Source organism: Halomonas salipaludis, assembly GCF_002286975.1.
In the GTDB taxonomy this organism is placed as follows: Bacteria; Pseudomonadota; Gammaproteobacteria; order Pseudomonadales; family Halomonadaceae; genus Franzmannia; species Franzmannia salipaludis.
In genome coordinates this window covers 520,861-536,867 of record NZ_NSKB01000003.1, presented here as the reverse complement: position 1 = coordinate 536,867, position 16,007 = coordinate 520,861, and the positions used below count along the sequence as shown (strand labels likewise).

Genomic DNA, 16,007 nt, shown 5'->3' with positions numbered 1-16,007 from the left:
TGCGTTGCATAAGACAAGGAGATCCCATGCCACCCCGTGCTGCACTTTCGCGTCACCTGGTCGGCGCCGCCAGTGCCCTGCTGCTGGCCATCCCATCGCTTACCGCCAGTGCCGACGAGCCGGTCTTCGGCTGGATCGAGATGGCCACCGTTGAACCCTGGGGCACCACCGTCAAGGCCAAGCTCGACAGCGGCGCCCTAACCTCATCGCTGGACGCCCGCGATATCGAACGCTTCGAGAAAGATGGCGAGGAGTGGGTACGCTTCCGCCTCGAGCTGGAGGACGAGCGCAGCGACGCAGTGCTCACCGAAGAACTCGAAAAGCCGATCTACCGCAGCATCAAGGTCCGCGGCGCGGGCGGTAGCGCCAGGCGCGCCGTGGTGCTGATGGAGTTCTGTATCGGTGATCGTCGCTATGAGGAGCAGGTCGGGCTGCGCGACCGCAGCGAAATGTTCTACCCGCTGCTGTTGGGGCGTCGCACCATCGAGCACCTGGGCCTGCTTGACGTGCGCGAAACCTTTATCAACGGCGCCAATTGCGACGACGATGCCGAGCTGGTGGCTAACGACCCGGACGCCGATTGAGCCATTCGCCAGCGCCGTTGCCCAACCAGGCGCCGGCCAGCCACAGCGCCACGGACAGGCCGATATAGAACAGCGCCAAGCCCGGCGCGCCGGTACCGGCCAGGGTCAGCACCTCGAGACTGAAGATTGAGAAGGTGGTGAAGCCGCCGCAGAAGCCGCCAATCAGAAACAGCTGCATGCGCAGCGACAGTGGCCAGCGCCCGGCGCTCAGCGTGGCAATCAGGCCGATGGCAATCGAGCCCAGCAGGTTGACACTCAGGGTGCCCAAGGGCAGCCCCCCCGGGCTTGCCAGCAGCCACAGCGAGACAAGGTAGCGCACCATCGCCCCCAGGGCGCTGCCGGCCGCCACCGCCGCATAGTTGGCGAGTGCCGCCTTCATAGCGAGCCTCCTGCCACCAGCCGGCCAATGATCAGGCCCAGCGATACCGCCAGCAAACACCCCAGCAGTGACCCGGCTATATTCAGGTAGCCGCGCCACGGTTCAGCGCTGCGCAGCAGCGTAAGGGTCTGCAGGCTAAAGGAAGAAACGGTGGTGTAACTACCCAGCACGCCCACGGCGAGCAGCCACCAGCTGGCGGTCGGCCCCTGCTGCAGCAGCACATCCAGCCCCCAGGCGCCGGCCAGCAGGCCGAGCAGCAGCGCTCCGCTGAGGTTGACCGCCAGCGTGCCCCAGGGAAACACCGCGCCCCAGCGAGCGGTGACGACGGCCGTGAGCCAGACCCGCAGTACGCCCCCAAGCGCCCCCCCGGCACCGACCCATATCAACGGATGAACATCCAACACGACACTTCCCCCTTACGCCAGCGGCCATATTAGCAGACACAAAAAACCACCCGCGAGTGGGTGGTGGAAGTTACCGCATGCTTGCCAATGTTCGGTTCAGACGGCGTTCAACCGCCGCGGGGTTTTCCCCGGCTGTGGCGTCAGGCTAGAGGCGGCCGCCAGCATATGCTGCTCCAGGTCGTCGGCGTGGCACTTGAAGGCCAGGCATTCGCCGCAGCGCACGTCCTGGTCCATGGCATCCGCGGCCGGGAGAGTGAAACGGTCGTGGCCGCAAACGTTGCAGCGCAGCTCCAAGGGGACTTCCAACATCGAGGGTTCCTCCTAATCCGTGATGCTCTTCCCTGATCACCAAGGCAGTAGCTGTTGACAATTACAGTGGCACAGTTATCACTATACGTACAATGTTTGTATAGATTAAATCTTGCGTATAATGAGGTCGGAATGTGGCTCGCAACCAGTGTCGTCGTGTCTCATGACGCGCACATGACGGTCATCGACTTGTCTGGCTTGGCGCCGGCATGTTGAGATGCGGCATCATGGCCGCGCTGTATCAATGTCGCCACTCGCCTTTTCACGCTGACTCACGGAGGTAGAAGCGTGCTTGCACCACGTCTCTTCACGATACTCGCCGGCCTGCTGATGGCCCTGCTGCTGCTGGCACCGGCTCATGCGCAGCAGGCTGACCCCACCGCGCCACCGCCGGCCTACGATACCCTGGCTGACCTGCTCGAAGACGAGCAATCACGCAACCGCCTGATCGAGGAGCTGCGCGGCCTGTCGCAGCAAGATCCGGTGGCGCCATTGGGCCTGGAGGGTGAAGTCTCCGCCGAGGCCATCGCCGCCACCGCGCCCAGCGGCCAGGCCGCCGAGCAGGTCTCGCTGCCGCGCCGCCTGGCAGAAGCGACCAGCAACATCGCCGGCGACATCGGTAGCCAGTTCAACAACCTGATCAGCGTGATCGGCGGCCTGTTCAGCGGCCAACCCACCGGCGAGCCGGGCTTCGATAGCGCCGCCTTCATGAACGCCGCGATCAACCTGGGGCTGGTGATACTGGCGACCTTCGCGCTATTCATCGGCTTTCGCTACCTGGCCAAACCGGCCTTTACGCGCATCAGCCTGTGGTCGCGGGAGGGCGCCGGCCTGACGCCGATCCTGCGCCTGGTCATCGCGGTGGCAGTGGCTGCGGTGATCGACGTGCTGGTGGTCGCGCTGGCCTATGTCGGCGGCAACCTGATCGCCACCTTCGCGGTGGGCGAGACCGGCGAGCTCTCGACCCGCGCTTCGCTGTTCCTCAACGCCTTCCTGGTCATCGAGCTGTTCAAGGCGGCGGTGCGCATGCTGTTCGCCTCGCGCTACGAGGGACTGCGCCTGCTGCCGATCGCCGCTGACGATGCCTCCTACTGGAACCGCTGGATCGCGCGGTTGATCGGCCTGGTCGGCTACGGCCTGCTGGCGGTGGTGCCGCTACTCAACTTCTACCTGTCGCCGGCCCTAGGCCAGAGCGTCGGCACACTGATCATGTTCGGCGCCTTCGTCTACGCCGTCGGCAAAGTGCTCAAGAATCGCCTCAAGCTGCGCCACGCCATCAAGGGCATGGCTGAGCGCAGCTCGCTGAGCGCCACGCGCATGTCGTTGCAGCTATTCGCACGGCTGTGGCACTGGCTGGCGATTATCTACTTCCTGATGGTGCTGGTGGTAACGCTGGTGCGTCCTGAGGATGCCCTGCCGTTCGTGATGATCGCCACCCTGCAGACACTGCTGGTCGTCGGCGCCGGCGCGCTGCTGTCGGCACTACTGACCCAGACCATCGGCCGCCATATTCGTCTCTCCGACGATATGCGCCGCAAACTGCCAATGCTCGAGCCGCGCCTCAACAGCTACGTCCCCAACGCTCTGCGGGTCGTACGCGCGGTGATTCTGATCGCCGTGATCATGCTGGTGCTCAACGCCTGGGGCGCCTTCGATGCTGCTGCCTGGTACGCCTCCGAGGCCGGCCGCGGGCTGATCGGCAAGCTGATCAGCGTGGCAGTGATCCTGGCCGTGGCCTTGGCCGCCTGGCTGGGCCTGGCCAGCATGATCGAACACAAGCTCAATCCCGAGACCGGCAAAGGTGAGCCCGACGCCCGCGCCAAGACGCTGCTGACGCTGTTCCGCAACGCCCTGGCGATCGCCCTGGTGACCATCACGCTGATGATCGTGCTGGCCGAGATCGGTATCAATATCGGCCCGCTGATCGCCGGTGCCGGTGTGCTCGGCCTGGCCATTGGTTTCGGTGCCCAGAAGCTGGTCCAGGACATCATCACCGGTGTATTCATCCAGATCGAGAACGCCATGAACACCGGCGACGTGGTCACCGTGGGCGGTATCACCGGTACCGCCGAGCGCCTCAGCATTCGCTCGGTGGGCATCCGCGACCTCAACGGCACCTACCATATCGTGCCCTTCTCCAGCGTGGACACCGTCTCCAACTACATGCGCGAGTTCGGCTATCACGTCGGCGAGTACGGCATCGCCTACCGCGAGAGCATCGATGACGCCATCATTGCCCTGCGCGAGGCCTTCGACGAACTGGCCGCAAGCGAGGATAGCAAGATGAATATCCTTGCCCCGCTGGAAGTCGCGGGGGTCGTCGCCCTCGCCGACAGCTCGGTGAATATCCGCGTGCGCATCAAGACCACGCCGGGCACCCAGTGGGCCACCGGCCGCGCCTTCAACCGCCTGGTCAAGCTGCACTTCGACGCCAAGGGCATCGAGATCCCCTTCCCGCACACCACTCTCTACTTCGGTGTCGGCAAGGAGGGCGAAGCGCCGCCGGCCAACCTGCGCCTCATGCAGCAGCCGTTCGATATCGACGGCCGCCCGGGTGGCCAGCCGCGCTCCGGGGAGCAGAGCCGCAGCGGGCAGGACGACCCGCGCTCGCAGCCCAACCCCGAGTTCAAGGGCGACTTCGACGAAGACTGATCGCGCCCTTGCCACCCACGCGAAAGGGGCTGCCGTTGGCAGCCCCTTTTTCGTCGACCAAGCGCTCGATCAATGGGTGGTGACCAGCATCACCACGCTGAGCGCCGCCGAAACCCACATCGCCGGCTTGATTTCGATACCGCGGCCGGTGAACAGCTTGATGATCACGAAGCTCAGGAAGCCGAAAGCGATCCCCAGGGTGATCGAGTAGGTCAGCGGCATCAGGATGATCGCCAGGAAGGCCGGGAAGGCCTGGTCGTAGCGCGTCCAGTCGATCTTGCCGATCGGCGCCAGCATGAACAGCCCGACCAGCACCAACGCCGGGGCGGTAGCGATCGACGGTACCAGCGAGAGCAGCGGCGAGAGAAACAGGAACGGCAGGAATAGCACTGCGATGACCACCGCCACCAGCCCGGTACGCCCGCCCTGGGCCACCCCGGCGCCCGACTCGATAAAGGTCTGGGCGGCGCTGGTACCGAGCGGCGCGGCGATCATCGAAGCGAAGGCGTCGACGGTCATCGAGCGCTTGAGGTTGCGCGGATTGCCGTCCTTGTCCTTGAGGTCGGCGGACTCGGAAAGCGCCATGAAGCACGACAACGCATCGAAGAAGTTGGTGAACAGCATCACGAAGATGAACGGCAGGTAGGCGACCTTCAGTGCGCCCCAGATATCCACTTGCATGACGGCGCTGAAGTCGGGCCAGGCGGCCAGGCCGCTCCATTCGACCATCACCTCGCCGCCCCACATCCGCCCCATCGGCGTGGCCAGCAGGGTGGTCAGGGCGATGCCCAGGATCAGCGCACCGTTGAAGCGCATGATGACCATGATCACGGTGGCCATCATGCCGATGAAGAAGGTGATCAGCGTCGGGTCCATGCTGCCCAGCGATACCAGGGTAGCGTCGCTGCCAACGATGAAGCCGGCGTTCTTGAGCCCGATGAAGGTGATGAACAGGCCGATACCGCAGGTGATGGCATAGCGCAGCGAGGCCGGGATCGCCTCGATGATCGCCTTGCGCACATTGAACAGCGCCAGGGTCGCGAACAGCACCCCCGACCAGAACACGCAGCCCAGCGCCACCTCCCACGACAGCCCGGCACCGTGCACCAGGGTGTAGGTGAACAGCGCGTTCATGCCCATGCCCGGCGCCACCAGAATCGGGTTGCGCGCGTACAGCCCCATCGCCAGGCTGCTCAAGAAGCTGATCAGCACGGTAGCCGAGAGTGCCGCCGAGAACGGAATCCCGGCATCACTGAGGATCGCTGGATTGACCACGATGATGTACATCGAGGCGAGAAAGGTGGCGACACCGGCCAGCACCTCGGTCCGCAGGGTCGAGCCACGATGACGTATACGGAAATAACGCTCCAGCCAGTTGCCCTCACCCGGGGCCTGGCTAGACGACGCTGATGCCGTGTCGGCAGTAGTGGAGGAGTGTTGCATCGTCATGGTCCTGTTGTTGTTGGCTGTCGTAGAGCAGGAGCGCCGCAGGCGACCCTGACCTTTCGGTCAAACAATCACAGGGTAGGCAATTTTTGACCACTTGGACAAGCAAGGATAGACCAATGACGTATACAAAAGAGAAAAACACTGGATACGTTTTTCCAGGTATAAAAAAAGGCGCCTGACGGCGCCCAGGAGAGCAAGATGGCAAGCTCAGCGATTGTCGTCGCTGGGCTGGGGAAGCGAGGGCAGCGACTTGTCGAGCAGCTCGACGCTCTGGCGATAGTAGAGCTGGCTCTTGTTGTGCTCGCCGAGGTTGGCGTAGAGCCGCGCCAGCTCGGCGCACACCACGCCGCTGGGGCGCTGGCGCTGGCTGGCCTCGAAGTACTCCTGCGCCTTGCCCCAGTAGGCGTTGCGCAGCGACAGCCGGCCCAGGGTGAGCAGCAGGTCGGGGTCGTTGGGGCGCTCCTGCAACCACTTCTCGGCGTAGACCAGCTGGCGCGCCGCATCGACGCTGAGCAGGCCGTAGCGTAGCACCAGGCGATGGTCCCAGTGCTCCTTGAGCGAGTGGCGCAGCAGGCGCTCGGCGATGCCCTCCTCGCCGCCGCGCACCAGCGCCTCGGCGTAGATCACCACCAGTTCGATGTCGCCGCGCAGGTAATCGGGCATGTCGGCCCACAGGTTGCGCACCCGTTCGATGTCGCCGGGCTGGCGCGCCGCCTGCACGATCAGCTCGCGGTAGGCGCGCTGCTCGAGGGTCTGGCGCTCCTCGGGGGCGATCAGCTGCTGGGCGGCGAGGCGCGGTATCAGCCGCCGCAGTCCGTCCCAGTCGTTGACGCTGAGATAGGCCTGCTTGAGCTGCTTGAGCACCTGGGGATGGTTGGGCAGCTGCTTGTCGAGGCGGGTCAGGGTGGCCAGGGCTTCCTCGAACTGATGACGGTCGAGCATCAGCTGGGCCTGGACCATGCCCACCGCGGTATCGGCGCCCTCGGTGCTCAGGTGAGCGCGCTTGAGCAGGGTGTCGGCCTGGTCGTAGCGGCCCTGGTAGTGAGCCGCCAGCGCCGCGGAGAGGTAGTTGACCAGCGGCGTACTGGAGTCGTCCGCCGACTTGACCAGCGCCTTCTCGGCGCGCTTCCAGCGCCCCTCGGCCAGCGCCACCAGGCCGCGCACGGTACTCTTCATGGCGTTGCGGTTGCGCGTGCGGCTGTTCCACAGCTTGAGCCGGCTGACCGGATGGCGCAGCCGGCTGAGCACGCGCAACGCGAAGTGCAGCGCCAGAAAGCCCCCCAGCAGCAGGATCAGCCCAAACCAGAACGAGGTCTGCAGCGAGGTGTCGCCGACCCGCACCAGCCAGTAGCCGGGCACGCTGACCATCAACTGGCCGAACAGGGCCCCCAGCGCCAGGCCGAGAACGACGATCAGGATCAGTTTTCTCATGCCTCGTCTCCCGCATCGTCGCCGTTATCCATGCGGCCGTTGAAGCGCCGCTCGATAAACTCGGCCAGCGCTTGCTGGGAGCCGCTGATATCCGGCAGCTCGGGGCGAATCGCCGCCTCACGCAGCTCGCCGAGCCGCTCGAGGACCCGCTGCACACCCTCGCTGTCGGTGTCGTAATAGGCGTCGACCAGGGCGAGCGCCTTGTCGAGGCTGGCCTCGTACAGCGCTTCCTCTTCCTTGAGCAGCGCCAGCTGGGCCTGTTCGATCAGCAGCCGGACGTTCTGGCGCAGGTAGGCCTCCTGCTCGGGAGCGATCAGTGCCTCCAGCGCTTCGTCGTGGCGGCGCACCGTGACCAGGTCGCGCAGCTCGGCACCGAAGCGCGACAGCTGCTGCTGCCAGTTGCCGGAAGGCGGCTGCTCGATGCCCGACTCGGCGGCGATCTGCTCGATGTCCTGGCCCAGCGGCAGGCCGGCGAGCTGTTCCTGCTGGGCGTCGAGAGCCAGATAGAGGCCGGTGCGGTCGACCCGTGGCACCGAGTCCAGGGCCGCCAACTCCGACGAGATCGCCCGGCGTACCGGGGTCAGCGCCGGATTGTCGGCATCGCGCAGGCGGCCGTCGGCGGTGCGCAGCAGCGCCGCGGCGCCGTCGGCGTCACGCTCCAGCTGCAGGCGCTGATTGGCCAGGCGCAGCAGGTAGGCGGCCTCGGCGTGGAGCCACTCGCGCTCGTCGGCATCCTGTTCGCTGGAGAGCTCATCGAGCACGCGGTCGAGGGTCTCGTCGACCTCACCGCGGTAGGCGCTGAACTCGTCACGCAGTTCGGCGAGGGCGCCATCCAGCGCAGCATCGCGCTCGCTTTCGCCCTCATCGAGGCGCTCCTCCAGCACCGCCAGTTCATCGCGCGTCGCCGCCTCGCCGCTGCGCGCCTCGAGATCGGCGATGCGCTGCTGCTGCGCCTCGAGCCGTTCCCAGCCCTGCCAGGCGGCCAGCAGCAGCGCCAGGCCGAGCAGTATCGCCAGCACCAGCGCAATCAGCCCGCTCTTGCTGCCGCCGCCGTCGCGGGGCGGCGGCGTGGCCGGCGACGCCGGGGGCGGCTTGCCCGCGCCGCCAGCCTTGCTCGAGGACGTTTTCGCCGCCGTATCGGCACCGGGCTTGGTGGCCGCGCTCGACGGCTTGCTGGTGGACTCGCCAGCGCCGGACTTGCTGGCGCCCTTGGCGTCAGATGTATCGCTGGCCTGGGCAGCGGCGGAGGCCTTCGGCGCGGGCGTTTCGCCGGACGTGGCCGCCGACGTCTCGCTTGGCTTGGCCGCGGCGCTATCGCTGGACTTGGCCGCGGCGCTGCCGTCGGCGGGCGCCTTGGCGCCGCGGCGCCGGCTACGCGAGCGGCCGCCGCTCTTGCCCGGCGCGGCGGGATCAGATGAGGTCGCGGCGGTGTCGCCAGCATCGCGGGAAGACGTCTCAGGCGGGGTCTCACCGGATGGCGTCTGGTTATCGTCCTGATCGTGTGGTTGCTTGCTCATCTGTCGCTAGCCCTTTTCAAGATCGTCATGATCGATTGCTGCGCCATCGTCCCGCGCGTCGATATCGGCGACTGCTGCACTCAGGGCCGCCACCGAGGCACCACCGGCACTCCGCACATCGGTGAACCCCAGGCTGCCTGCCAGTGTAGCCAAACGCCGACTGGAAACGATTAGCGGTTGGTTCAAGGCGCGTGATTGACACCATCCTGCCAGATATTCGAGCAGTTCTCCGCTGGAGATCACCAACGCCATATAGTCGCCGTGTTTCAGGCGCTCGGCGGCGGCGCCCTGCGGCGGCCGCAGCACTCGTCGATAGAGTGCCAGACGCGTGACCCGGGCGCCACGCGCCGCCAGGATCTCGGCGAGCAGCGGCCGGCCACCTTCGCCGGCCACCAGTAGCACCTTCTGCTCGGCCAGCCGCGCCAGCGACGCTAGCGCCAGCAGGTCTTCGCTGGTGTCGCCGCCACCCGCTGGCGGCACGTGGACCCGCACCCCCAGGCAGCGGTGCAGCGTCGCCGCGGTGGCCTGCCCCACCGCGTAGAAGGCCAGGCCCAGCGGCAGCTGCGGCCAGTAGCGGTCGAGCGCCTCGGCCAGCCGCTCGGCGGCGTAGGGGCTGACCACCACGATGCGCGCGAACTGGTCGATATCCAGCCACACGCTGCGCTGGCGGGCATCCTCCTCGAGCGGTTCGAGCTGCATCACCTCGAGGTGCTGCACGGTGTGACCCTCGGCGACCAACGCCGCGGCCAGCCGCGCGCCGCGTTCGCCGGGGCGCGTCAGCAGGATCGGCCACGCCATCAGGCGTCGCCGTAAACCTGAGCGAGGATCTCTCCAGCGCCCTGGTCGAGCAGGTCCTCGGCGACGCGGATGCCCAGCGTCTCCGGCTCGCTGGCCGAGCCGCGGCCCTCGGCGCGCAGCACGTGAGTTCCCTCGGGGTTGCCCACCAGCGCGCGCAGCCACAGCGTCTGGTCGTCGTTCTCAAAGATCGCATGGCCGCCGATGGGCACCTGGCAGCCGCCCTCCAGGCGCGTGTTCATGGCCCGTTCGGCGCGCACCCGGGTGGCGGTCGCGGGGTCATCCAGCGGCGCCAGCAGCTCGATCAAGGCGTGGTCGTCGCTACGGCACTCAATGCCCAGCGCGCCCTGACCGCAGGCCGGCAGGCACACCTCGGGCGGCAGTTCGGCGGTGATGCGCTCGGCCAGCCCCAGCCGCCGCAGGCCGGAGGTGGCCAGGATGATGGCATCGAACTCGCCGGCGTCGAGCTTGCCGAGGCGGGTCTGGACGTTGCCGCGCAGGCTCAACACCTCGAAGTCGGGGCGCGCCTCGCGCATCTGCAGGCCGCGGCGCAGGCTCGAGGTGCCAATACGCGCGCCCTCGGGCAGCGCATCGATCGAGTCATAGTGGTTGGAGACGAAGGCGTCGGTGGGTTCGGCGCCGGCGAGGATCACCGACAGCCCCAGGCCCTCGGGAAAGTGCATCGGCACGTCCTTCATCGAGTGCACGGCGATATCGGCGCGGCCGTCGAGCATCGACTCTTCGAGCTCCTTGACGAACAGCCCCTTGCCGCCGACCTTGGCCAGCGGGGTGTCGAGGATCTTGTCGCCGCGGGTGGACATCGCCACCAGTTCCACCTCGAGGCCGGGGTGCGCCGCCATCAGGCGGTCACGCACGTGTTCGGCCTGCCACATGGCGAGCAGGCTCTTGCGGGTGGCAATACGCAGGGTGGTATAAGCGGGCACGGAAGGCTCCCTGGATGAGCCCGGCCGATGGCGGCCGGGCGATGAGCAAGGCGAGGAGCGCACCCTCGCATGATGCCACCATCATAATGCACCGGCGCAAGCAGGAAAAATGCGCCGCGCTCGCGACGGTACGCAGCGTGGCCAGCCTGCGCGACTCTGGTACACTTTGCGGCCATGAGCGCGCGTCTTTGACCGTATCACCGCCGACAAGATCACAGCAGGATGCCCAGCCCGATGAGCAAACCAACCAACCAGTCCTGGGGCGGCCGCTTCAGCGAGCCCACCGACGCCTTCGTGGCCCGCTTCACCGCCTCGGTGGACTTCGACCAGCGCCTTGCCCAGCACGACATCCGCGGCTCCATCGCCCACGCCACCATGCTGGCCCGGGTCGGCGTGCTCAGCGACGCCGAGCGCGATGCCATCGTCGCCGGGCTCGGCGAGATCGCCGAGGAGATCGCCCGCGGCGAGTTCGCCTGGTCGGTGCCGCTGGAAGACGTGCATATGAACATCGAGGCGCGGCTCACCGACAAGATCGGCATCACCGGCAAGAAGCTGCACACCGGCCGCTCACGCAACGACCAGGTGGCCACCGATATCCGCCTCTACCTGCGCGACGAGATCGATATCGTCGACGCCGAGCTCGGCCGCCTGCGCGAAGGGCTGATCGAACTCGCCAACCGCGAGGCCGACACCATCATGCCCGGCTTCACCCACCTGCAGACCGCCCAGCCGGTGACCTTTGGCCACCACCTGCTGGCCTGGCAGGAGATGGTCGCCCGCGACCAGCAGCGCCTCGCCGACTGTCGCCGCCGGGTCAACGTGATGCCGCTGGGCGCCGCCGCCCTGGCCGGCACCACCTACCCCATCGACCGCCACGTCACCGCCGAGCTGCTGGGCTTCGAGCGCCCGGCCGAGAACAGCCTCGACGCGGTCAGCGATCGCGACTTCGCCATCGAGTTCACCGCCTTCGCCAGCCTGCTGCTGATGCACCTGTCGCGGATGAGCGAGGAGCTGGTGCTATGGACCAGCGCCCAGTTCGACTTCATCGACCTGCCCGACCGCTTCTGCACCGGCTCGTCGATCATGCCGCAGAAGAAGAACCCCGACGTGCCCGAACTGGTGCGCGGCAAGAGCGGCCGGGTCTACGGCCACCTGATGAGCCTGCTGACGCTGATGAAGTCGCAGCCGCTGGCCTACAACAAGGACAACCAAGAGGACAAGGAGCCGCTGTTCGACACCCTCGACACCGTCAAGGGCTGCCTGCGCGCCTTCGCCGACATGATCCCCGCCATCCAGGCCAAGCCCGACAACATGCGCGAGGCGGCGCGGCGCGGCTTCTCCACCGCCACCGACCTGGCCGACTACCTGGTACGCAAGGGGGTGGCCTTCCGCGACGCCCACGAGATCGTCGGCCAGTCGGTGGCCTATGGCATCGAACAGGGCAAGGATCTGTCCGACATGCGCCTCGACGAGCTGCGCCAGTTCTCCGATACGATTGGCGACGATGTCTTCGAGGTGCTGACCCTGGAGGGCTCGGTGGCGGCACGCAACCATATCGGCGGCACCGCCCCCGACCAGGTGCGCGCCGCCGCCCAGCGCGCCCGCGACGACCTCGCCAGGGGGCAGTCATGATCGCGCGCGCGGCACTGCTGGCCCTGGCGCTGCTGCTGCTGGCCGGCTGCGGCCAGAAGGGGCCGCTCTATCTGCCCGACGACCAACAGGCCGCCGAGCGCTACGGCGTCCCCGACACGTCCGACGACGACGAGAGCTGAGCATGGATCATTTCGAATACCGCGACGGGGTGATGTACGCCGAAGACGTGCCGCTGATGCAAGTCGCCGAGCGCATCGGTACGCCCTGCTACGTCTACTCCCGGGCCACCCTGGAGCGCCACTTCCGCGCCTACAGCGAGGCGCTGGGCAGCCATCCGCACCTGATCTGCTATGCGGTCAAGGCCAACTCCAACCTGGCGGTGCTGGGCCTGCTGGCACGCCTCGGCGCCGGCTTCGACATCGTCTCGGTGGGCGAGCTGGAGCGCGTATTGGCGGCCGGCGGCGACCCCGCCAAAGTAGTGTTCTCCGGCGTCGCCAAGCAGGAGAACGAGATGGCCCGCGCCCTGGAGGTGGGCATCAAGTGCTTCAACGTCGAGTCGCTGCCGGAGCTCGAGCGCCTCGACGCGGTGGCCGGCGGGCTGGGCAAGGTCGCGCCGGTATCGCTGCGCGTCAACCCCGACGTCGACGCCAGGACCCACCCCTACATCTCCACCGGGCTCAAGGCCAACAAGTTCGGCATTCCGGTTGACGAGGCGCTGACGGTCTACGAGCGCGCCGCGGCGCTGCCCAACCTCAAGGTGGTCGGCCTCGACTGTCATATCGGCTCGCAGCTCACCGAGCTGGCGCCGTTCCTCGACGCCCTCGACCGCCTGCTGCTGCTGCTCGACAAGCTCAAGGCGCGCGGCATCGAGGTCGAGCACCTCGATCTCGGCGGCGGCCTCGGCGTGCCCTACCGCGACGAGCGCCCGCCAGCGCCGTTCGACTATGCCGCCTCGCTGCTCGAGCGGCTCTCGCAGTGGCAGGGTCGCCAAGCGCTGACGCTGCTGTTCGAGCCCGGCCGCTCGATCGCCGCCAACGCCGGCGTGCTGCTGACCCGGGTCGAATTCCTCAAGCCCGGCGAAGAGAAGAGTTTCGCCATCGTCGACGCCGGCATGAACGACCTGATCCGCCCGGCGCTCTACCAGGCCTGGCAGGCGATCCTGCCGGTGGATACCCGCACGCCCCGCGACACCGGCACCTATGACGTGGTCGGCCCGGTGTGCGAGACCGGCGACTTCCTGGGCAAGGAGCGCGAACTGGCAATCGCCGCCGGCGACCTGCTGGCGGTGCGCTCGGCGGGGGCCTATGGCTTCGTGATGGCCTCCAACTACAACAGCCGTCCGCGCCCCGCCGAGGTGATGGTCGACGGCGACCGGCTGCACCTGGTGCGCCGCCGCGAGCGCCTCAGCGACCTGTGGGCCGGCGAAGCGCTGCTGCCCGAGCCCGAGGAGGCACGCTGATGCTGCTGCACTTCACCAAGATGCACGGGCTCGGCAATGACTTCATGGTCGTCGACCTGGTCACCCAGCGCGCACGACTCAGCGACGCACAGATCCGCCAGCTCGGCGACCGCCACCTCGGCATCGGCTTCGACCAGCTGCTGATCGTCGAGCCGCCCCACGACCCGGACATGGACTTCCGCTACCGGATCTTCAACGCCGACGGCAGCGAGGTGGAGAACTGCGGTAACGGCGCACGCTGCTTCGCGCGCTTCGTGCGCGACCAGCGCCTGACCCACAAGCACCAGATCCGCGTCGAGACCCAGGGCGGCCCGCTGACCCTGGTGGTGGAGGACGATGGCAGGGTCAGCGTCGACATGGGCGCACCGCGCTTCGCCCCCCAGGCGATCCCCTTCGATGCCGCCGAAGAGCGGCTGACCTACCCACTCGAGGTCGACGGCGAACGCCTCGAGATCGGCGCCGTATCGATGGGCAACCCGCATGCGGTAGTGCGCGTCGACAGCGTCGATGCCGCCCCGGTGGCGCGCCTCGGCCCGGCCATCGAGCGGCATCCGCGCTTTCCCCAGCGGGTCAATGCCGGCTTCATGCAGGTGGTATCGCCGCATGAGATCCGCCTGCGCGTCTTCGAGCGCGGCAGCGGCGAGACCCTGGCCTGCGGCACCGGGGCCTGCGCGGCGGTGGCCTGCGGCATCCGCCAGGGTATCCTCGAGAGCCCGGTCACGGTGCACCTGCCCGGCGGCGAGCTGACCATCGACTGGCCCGGCGACGCGGCCAGCCTGATCATGACCGGCCCGGCGACCCGGGTCTTCGACGGTCGGGTGGCACTGACCTGACCGCCCTGCTGCGATAGAAGGAGTCCCGTATGGCCCGAGCCCCGGCCCCCGAACCGCGCCAGACGCTGGCCCCCGAGCGCGTCGCCGAGTGGCTGGCGCGCCACCCCGACTTCTTCGTCGGCCGCGAAGGCCTGCTGCAGCAGCTCAAGGTGCCGCACCCCGAGACCCGCGGCGCCACCTCGCTGCTCGAACGCCTGGTCCACGACCTGCGCGAGCGCGCCGAGAGCGCCGAATGGCGCCTCGAGCAGCTGCTGGAGTCGGCGCGCCACAACGAGGCGCAGTACCGGCGCACCCGTGAGATGGTGCTGGCCCTGCTCGAGGCCGAGGACAACGACGCCATGGGCCAGGCCCTGGCCACCCAGCTGGCCGAGCGCTTTCGCACCCCGGCGGTGGCGCTATGGTGTCCGACCAGCCTCACCGATCGCGAGCCGCGCCCGCCGCAGCCGCCGCGACACGTCCTCGACGACGCCGCCGGCACCCGCCTGGCGGCACTCCTCGACGGTCGCACCAGCCGCTGCACGCGGCTCACAGTGACCGACTGGAAGCGCCTGCTGCCACACCTGCCGGCCCCCGAGCAGCCCGGCTCCTGCGCCATCAGCCGGCTATCGCTGGGCGAGCCGCTGGGCTACCTGGTGCTCGCCAGCCCCGACCCGGAGCACTTCCGCGCCAGCCTCGATACCCTGTTCACCGAGTACCTCGGCGACGTGGTGGCGCGGCTGCTGGTTCGTCACGGGCCGCCGGCGTGAGCGCCGCCAGCCTGCAGGATGAGGTCGCGGCCTTCCTCGCCGAGTTGGCCGCCCACGCCAGCCCGGCCACCGTCGCCGCCTACCGCCAGGACCTGGCCGCGCTGACCCATTTTGCCGAGGCCGCCGGACTCGACGCCTGGAATGCTCTCGATGTGGCGCTGCTGCGCCGCTTCCTCGGCGCCGAGCGCAGCCGCGGCCTGGCCGCGCGCAGCCTGGCGCGGCGCCGTGCGGCGCTGTCGCGCTTCGCCGACCACCTGGTGCGCCGCGGCCTGCTGGCCCACAACCCGGTGAGCCTGACCCAGGCGCCGCGCCAGCCGCGCCACCTGCCGCGCCCGGTCGACGTCGACCTGCTCGGCCGTTTCCTCGACACGCCCCACGACGACTCGCCGCTGGCGCGGCGCGACCAGGCCATGCTCGAACTGCTCTACTCCAGCGGCCTGCGCCTCGCCGAACTCGCCGCGCTGGATATCGACCAGCTCCAGGCCCAGCGGGTACGGGTGATTGGCAAGGGCAGCAAGCCGCGCCAGGTGCCGGTAGGAGCGCGGGCGCGCCAGGCGCTGGAGGCCTGGTTGGCGGTGCGCGGCCAACTGGCCGGCGACGCTGAAACCGCGCTGTTCGTCGGCCAGCGCGGGCGGCGTCTCGGGCATCGGGCGATCCAGCTGCGCCTCGCTGCCCTGGCCCGCCAGCGCGGCCTGCCGGAGCACCTTCATCCGCACCGCCTGCGCCACTCCTTCGCCAGCCACCTGCTGGAGTCGAGCCAGGATCTGCGCGCGGTGCAGGAGCTGCTCGGCCATGCCAACCTCTCCACCACCCAGGTCTATACGCGGCTCGACTGGCAGCACCTCGCCGCCAGCTACGACGCCGCCCACCCGCGCGCCAAGCGGCGCCGTGACCCGACACCCTGAGCTACCT

Annotated in this window: 16 protein-coding genes; 8 read left to right on the top strand and 8 right to left on the bottom strand. The window is 68.1% G+C overall.

All coding sequences use genetic code 11. The features are described 5' to 3' along the window. Positions 1 to 26 precede the first annotated feature (26 nt). Complete coding sequence (rloA3, locus tag CK498_RS10105) at positions 27 to 584, top strand: retropepsin-like aspartic peptidase RloA3 (protein WP_095620723.1); 558 nt, start codon at positions 27 to 29, stop codon at positions 582 to 584. On the opposite strand, the gene CK498_RS10100 is transcribed toward rloA3, so the two are convergent. From CK498_RS10100 to CK498_RS10090, 3 genes are all read right to left on the bottom strand, one after another. After that, a complete protein-coding gene (locus CK498_RS10100; protein ID WP_095620722.1) occupies positions 562 to 963 on the bottom strand; it encodes a fluoride efflux transporter FluC in 402 nt (133 codons plus the stop codon). The genes rloA3 and CK498_RS10100 overlap by 23 nt on opposite strands. After that, a complete protein-coding gene (locus CK498_RS10095; RefSeq protein ID WP_095620721.1) occupies positions 960 to 1,367 on the bottom strand; it encodes a CrcB family protein in 408 nt (135 codons plus the stop codon). The genes CK498_RS10100 and CK498_RS10095 overlap by 4 nt, the downstream gene beginning before the upstream one ends. A 96-nt stretch (positions 1,368 to 1,463) precedes the next feature. Beyond that, positions 1,464 to 1,676 (bottom strand): hypothetical protein, encoded by a 213-nt coding sequence (locus tag CK498_RS10090; protein ID WP_095620720.1) that lies wholly within the window; start codon positions 1,674 to 1,676, stop codon positions 1,464 to 1,466. 330 nt (positions 1,677 to 2,006) lie between these two features. On the opposite strand from CK498_RS10090, the gene ybiO reads away from it, so the two are divergent. Beyond that, on the top strand, positions 2,007 to 4,328 hold the full coding sequence (gene ybiO / locus CK498_RS10085) for a mechanosensitive channel protein (RefSeq protein ID WP_095620831.1): 2,322 nt from the start codon (positions 2,007 to 2,009) through the stop codon (positions 4,326 to 4,328). Positions 4,329 to 4,397: 69 nt separating this feature from the next. Here the strand turns inward: ybiO and CK498_RS10080 are convergent, their stop codons facing one another. The 5 genes from CK498_RS10080 to hemC all read right to left on the bottom strand — a co-directional run bounded on the left by CK498_RS10080 (position 4,398) and on the right by hemC (position 10,464). Continuing rightward, on the bottom strand, positions 4,398 to 5,771 hold the full coding sequence (locus tag CK498_RS10080) for an NCS2 family permease (protein ID WP_095620719.1): 1,374 nt from the start codon (positions 5,769 to 5,771) through the stop codon (positions 4,398 to 4,400). A 213-nt stretch (positions 5,772 to 5,984) separates the two neighbouring features. After that, positions 5,985 to 7,208: a heme biosynthesis HemY N-terminal domain-containing protein gene (locus CK498_RS10075; RefSeq protein WP_095620718.1), complete on the bottom strand. Its 1,224-nt coding sequence runs from the start codon at positions 7,206 to 7,208 to the stop codon at positions 5,985 to 5,987. Beyond that, positions 7,205 to 8,725: a uroporphyrinogen-III C-methyltransferase gene (locus CK498_RS10070; RefSeq protein ID WP_095620717.1), complete on the bottom strand. Its 1,521-nt coding sequence runs from the start codon at positions 8,723 to 8,725 to the stop codon at positions 7,205 to 7,207. Before CK498_RS10070 ends, CK498_RS10075 begins: the two co-directional genes overlap by 4 nt. 6 nt (positions 8,726 to 8,731) lie before the next feature. Beyond that, complete coding sequence (locus CK498_RS10065; protein WP_095620716.1) at positions 8,732 to 9,523, bottom strand: uroporphyrinogen-III synthase; 792 nt, start codon at positions 9,521 to 9,523, stop codon at positions 8,732 to 8,734. Continuing rightward, positions 9,523 to 10,464: a hydroxymethylbilane synthase gene (gene hemC / locus CK498_RS10060; RefSeq protein ID WP_095620715.1), complete on the bottom strand. Its 942-nt coding sequence runs from the start codon at positions 10,462 to 10,464 to the stop codon at positions 9,523 to 9,525. Before hemC ends, CK498_RS10065 begins: the two co-directional genes overlap by 1 nt. 234 nt (positions 10,465 to 10,698) lie before the next feature. Here hemC and argH point away from each other — a divergent pair, with 234 nt between their 5' ends. From argH to CK498_RS10030, 6 genes are read left to right on the top strand one after another with little or no spacing between them, the layout of a single operon-like run. Next, positions 10,699 to 12,096, top strand: a complete 1,398-nt coding sequence (gene argH / locus CK498_RS10055) for an argininosuccinate lyase (RefSeq protein WP_095620714.1) — start codon at positions 10,699 to 10,701, stop codon at positions 12,094 to 12,096. Then, positions 12,093 to 12,236 carry an LPS translocon maturation chaperone LptM gene (gene lptM / locus CK498_RS10050; RefSeq protein ID WP_095620713.1) on the top strand — a complete coding sequence of 48 codons (144 nt, stop codon included), beginning with the start codon at positions 12,093 to 12,095 and terminating at the stop codon, positions 12,234 to 12,236. Before argH ends, lptM begins: the two co-directional genes overlap by 4 nt. A gap of 2 nt (positions 12,237 to 12,238) precedes the next feature. Then, a complete protein-coding gene (lysA, locus tag CK498_RS10045; protein ID WP_095620712.1) occupies positions 12,239 to 13,516 on the top strand; it encodes a diaminopimelate decarboxylase in 1,278 nt (425 codons plus the stop codon). Further along, complete coding sequence (gene dapF / locus CK498_RS10040; protein WP_095620711.1) at positions 13,516 to 14,349, top strand: diaminopimelate epimerase; 834 nt, start codon at positions 13,516 to 13,518, stop codon at positions 14,347 to 14,349. Before lysA ends, dapF begins: the two co-directional genes overlap by 1 nt. A gap of 29 nt (positions 14,350 to 14,378) precedes the next feature. After that, positions 14,379 to 15,095 (top strand): DUF484 family protein, encoded by a 717-nt coding sequence (locus CK498_RS10035; RefSeq protein WP_095620710.1) that lies wholly within the window; start codon positions 14,379 to 14,381, stop codon positions 15,093 to 15,095. Beyond that, the gene (locus tag CK498_RS10030) at positions 15,092 to 16,000 is read left to right on the top strand and encodes a tyrosine recombinase XerC (RefSeq protein ID WP_095620709.1); all 909 of its coding nucleotides are present in this window, start codon (positions 15,092 to 15,094) and stop codon (positions 15,998 to 16,000) included. The genes CK498_RS10035 and CK498_RS10030 overlap by 4 nt, the downstream gene beginning before the upstream one ends. The last annotated feature ends 7 nt before the right edge of the window (positions 16,001 to 16,007 follow it).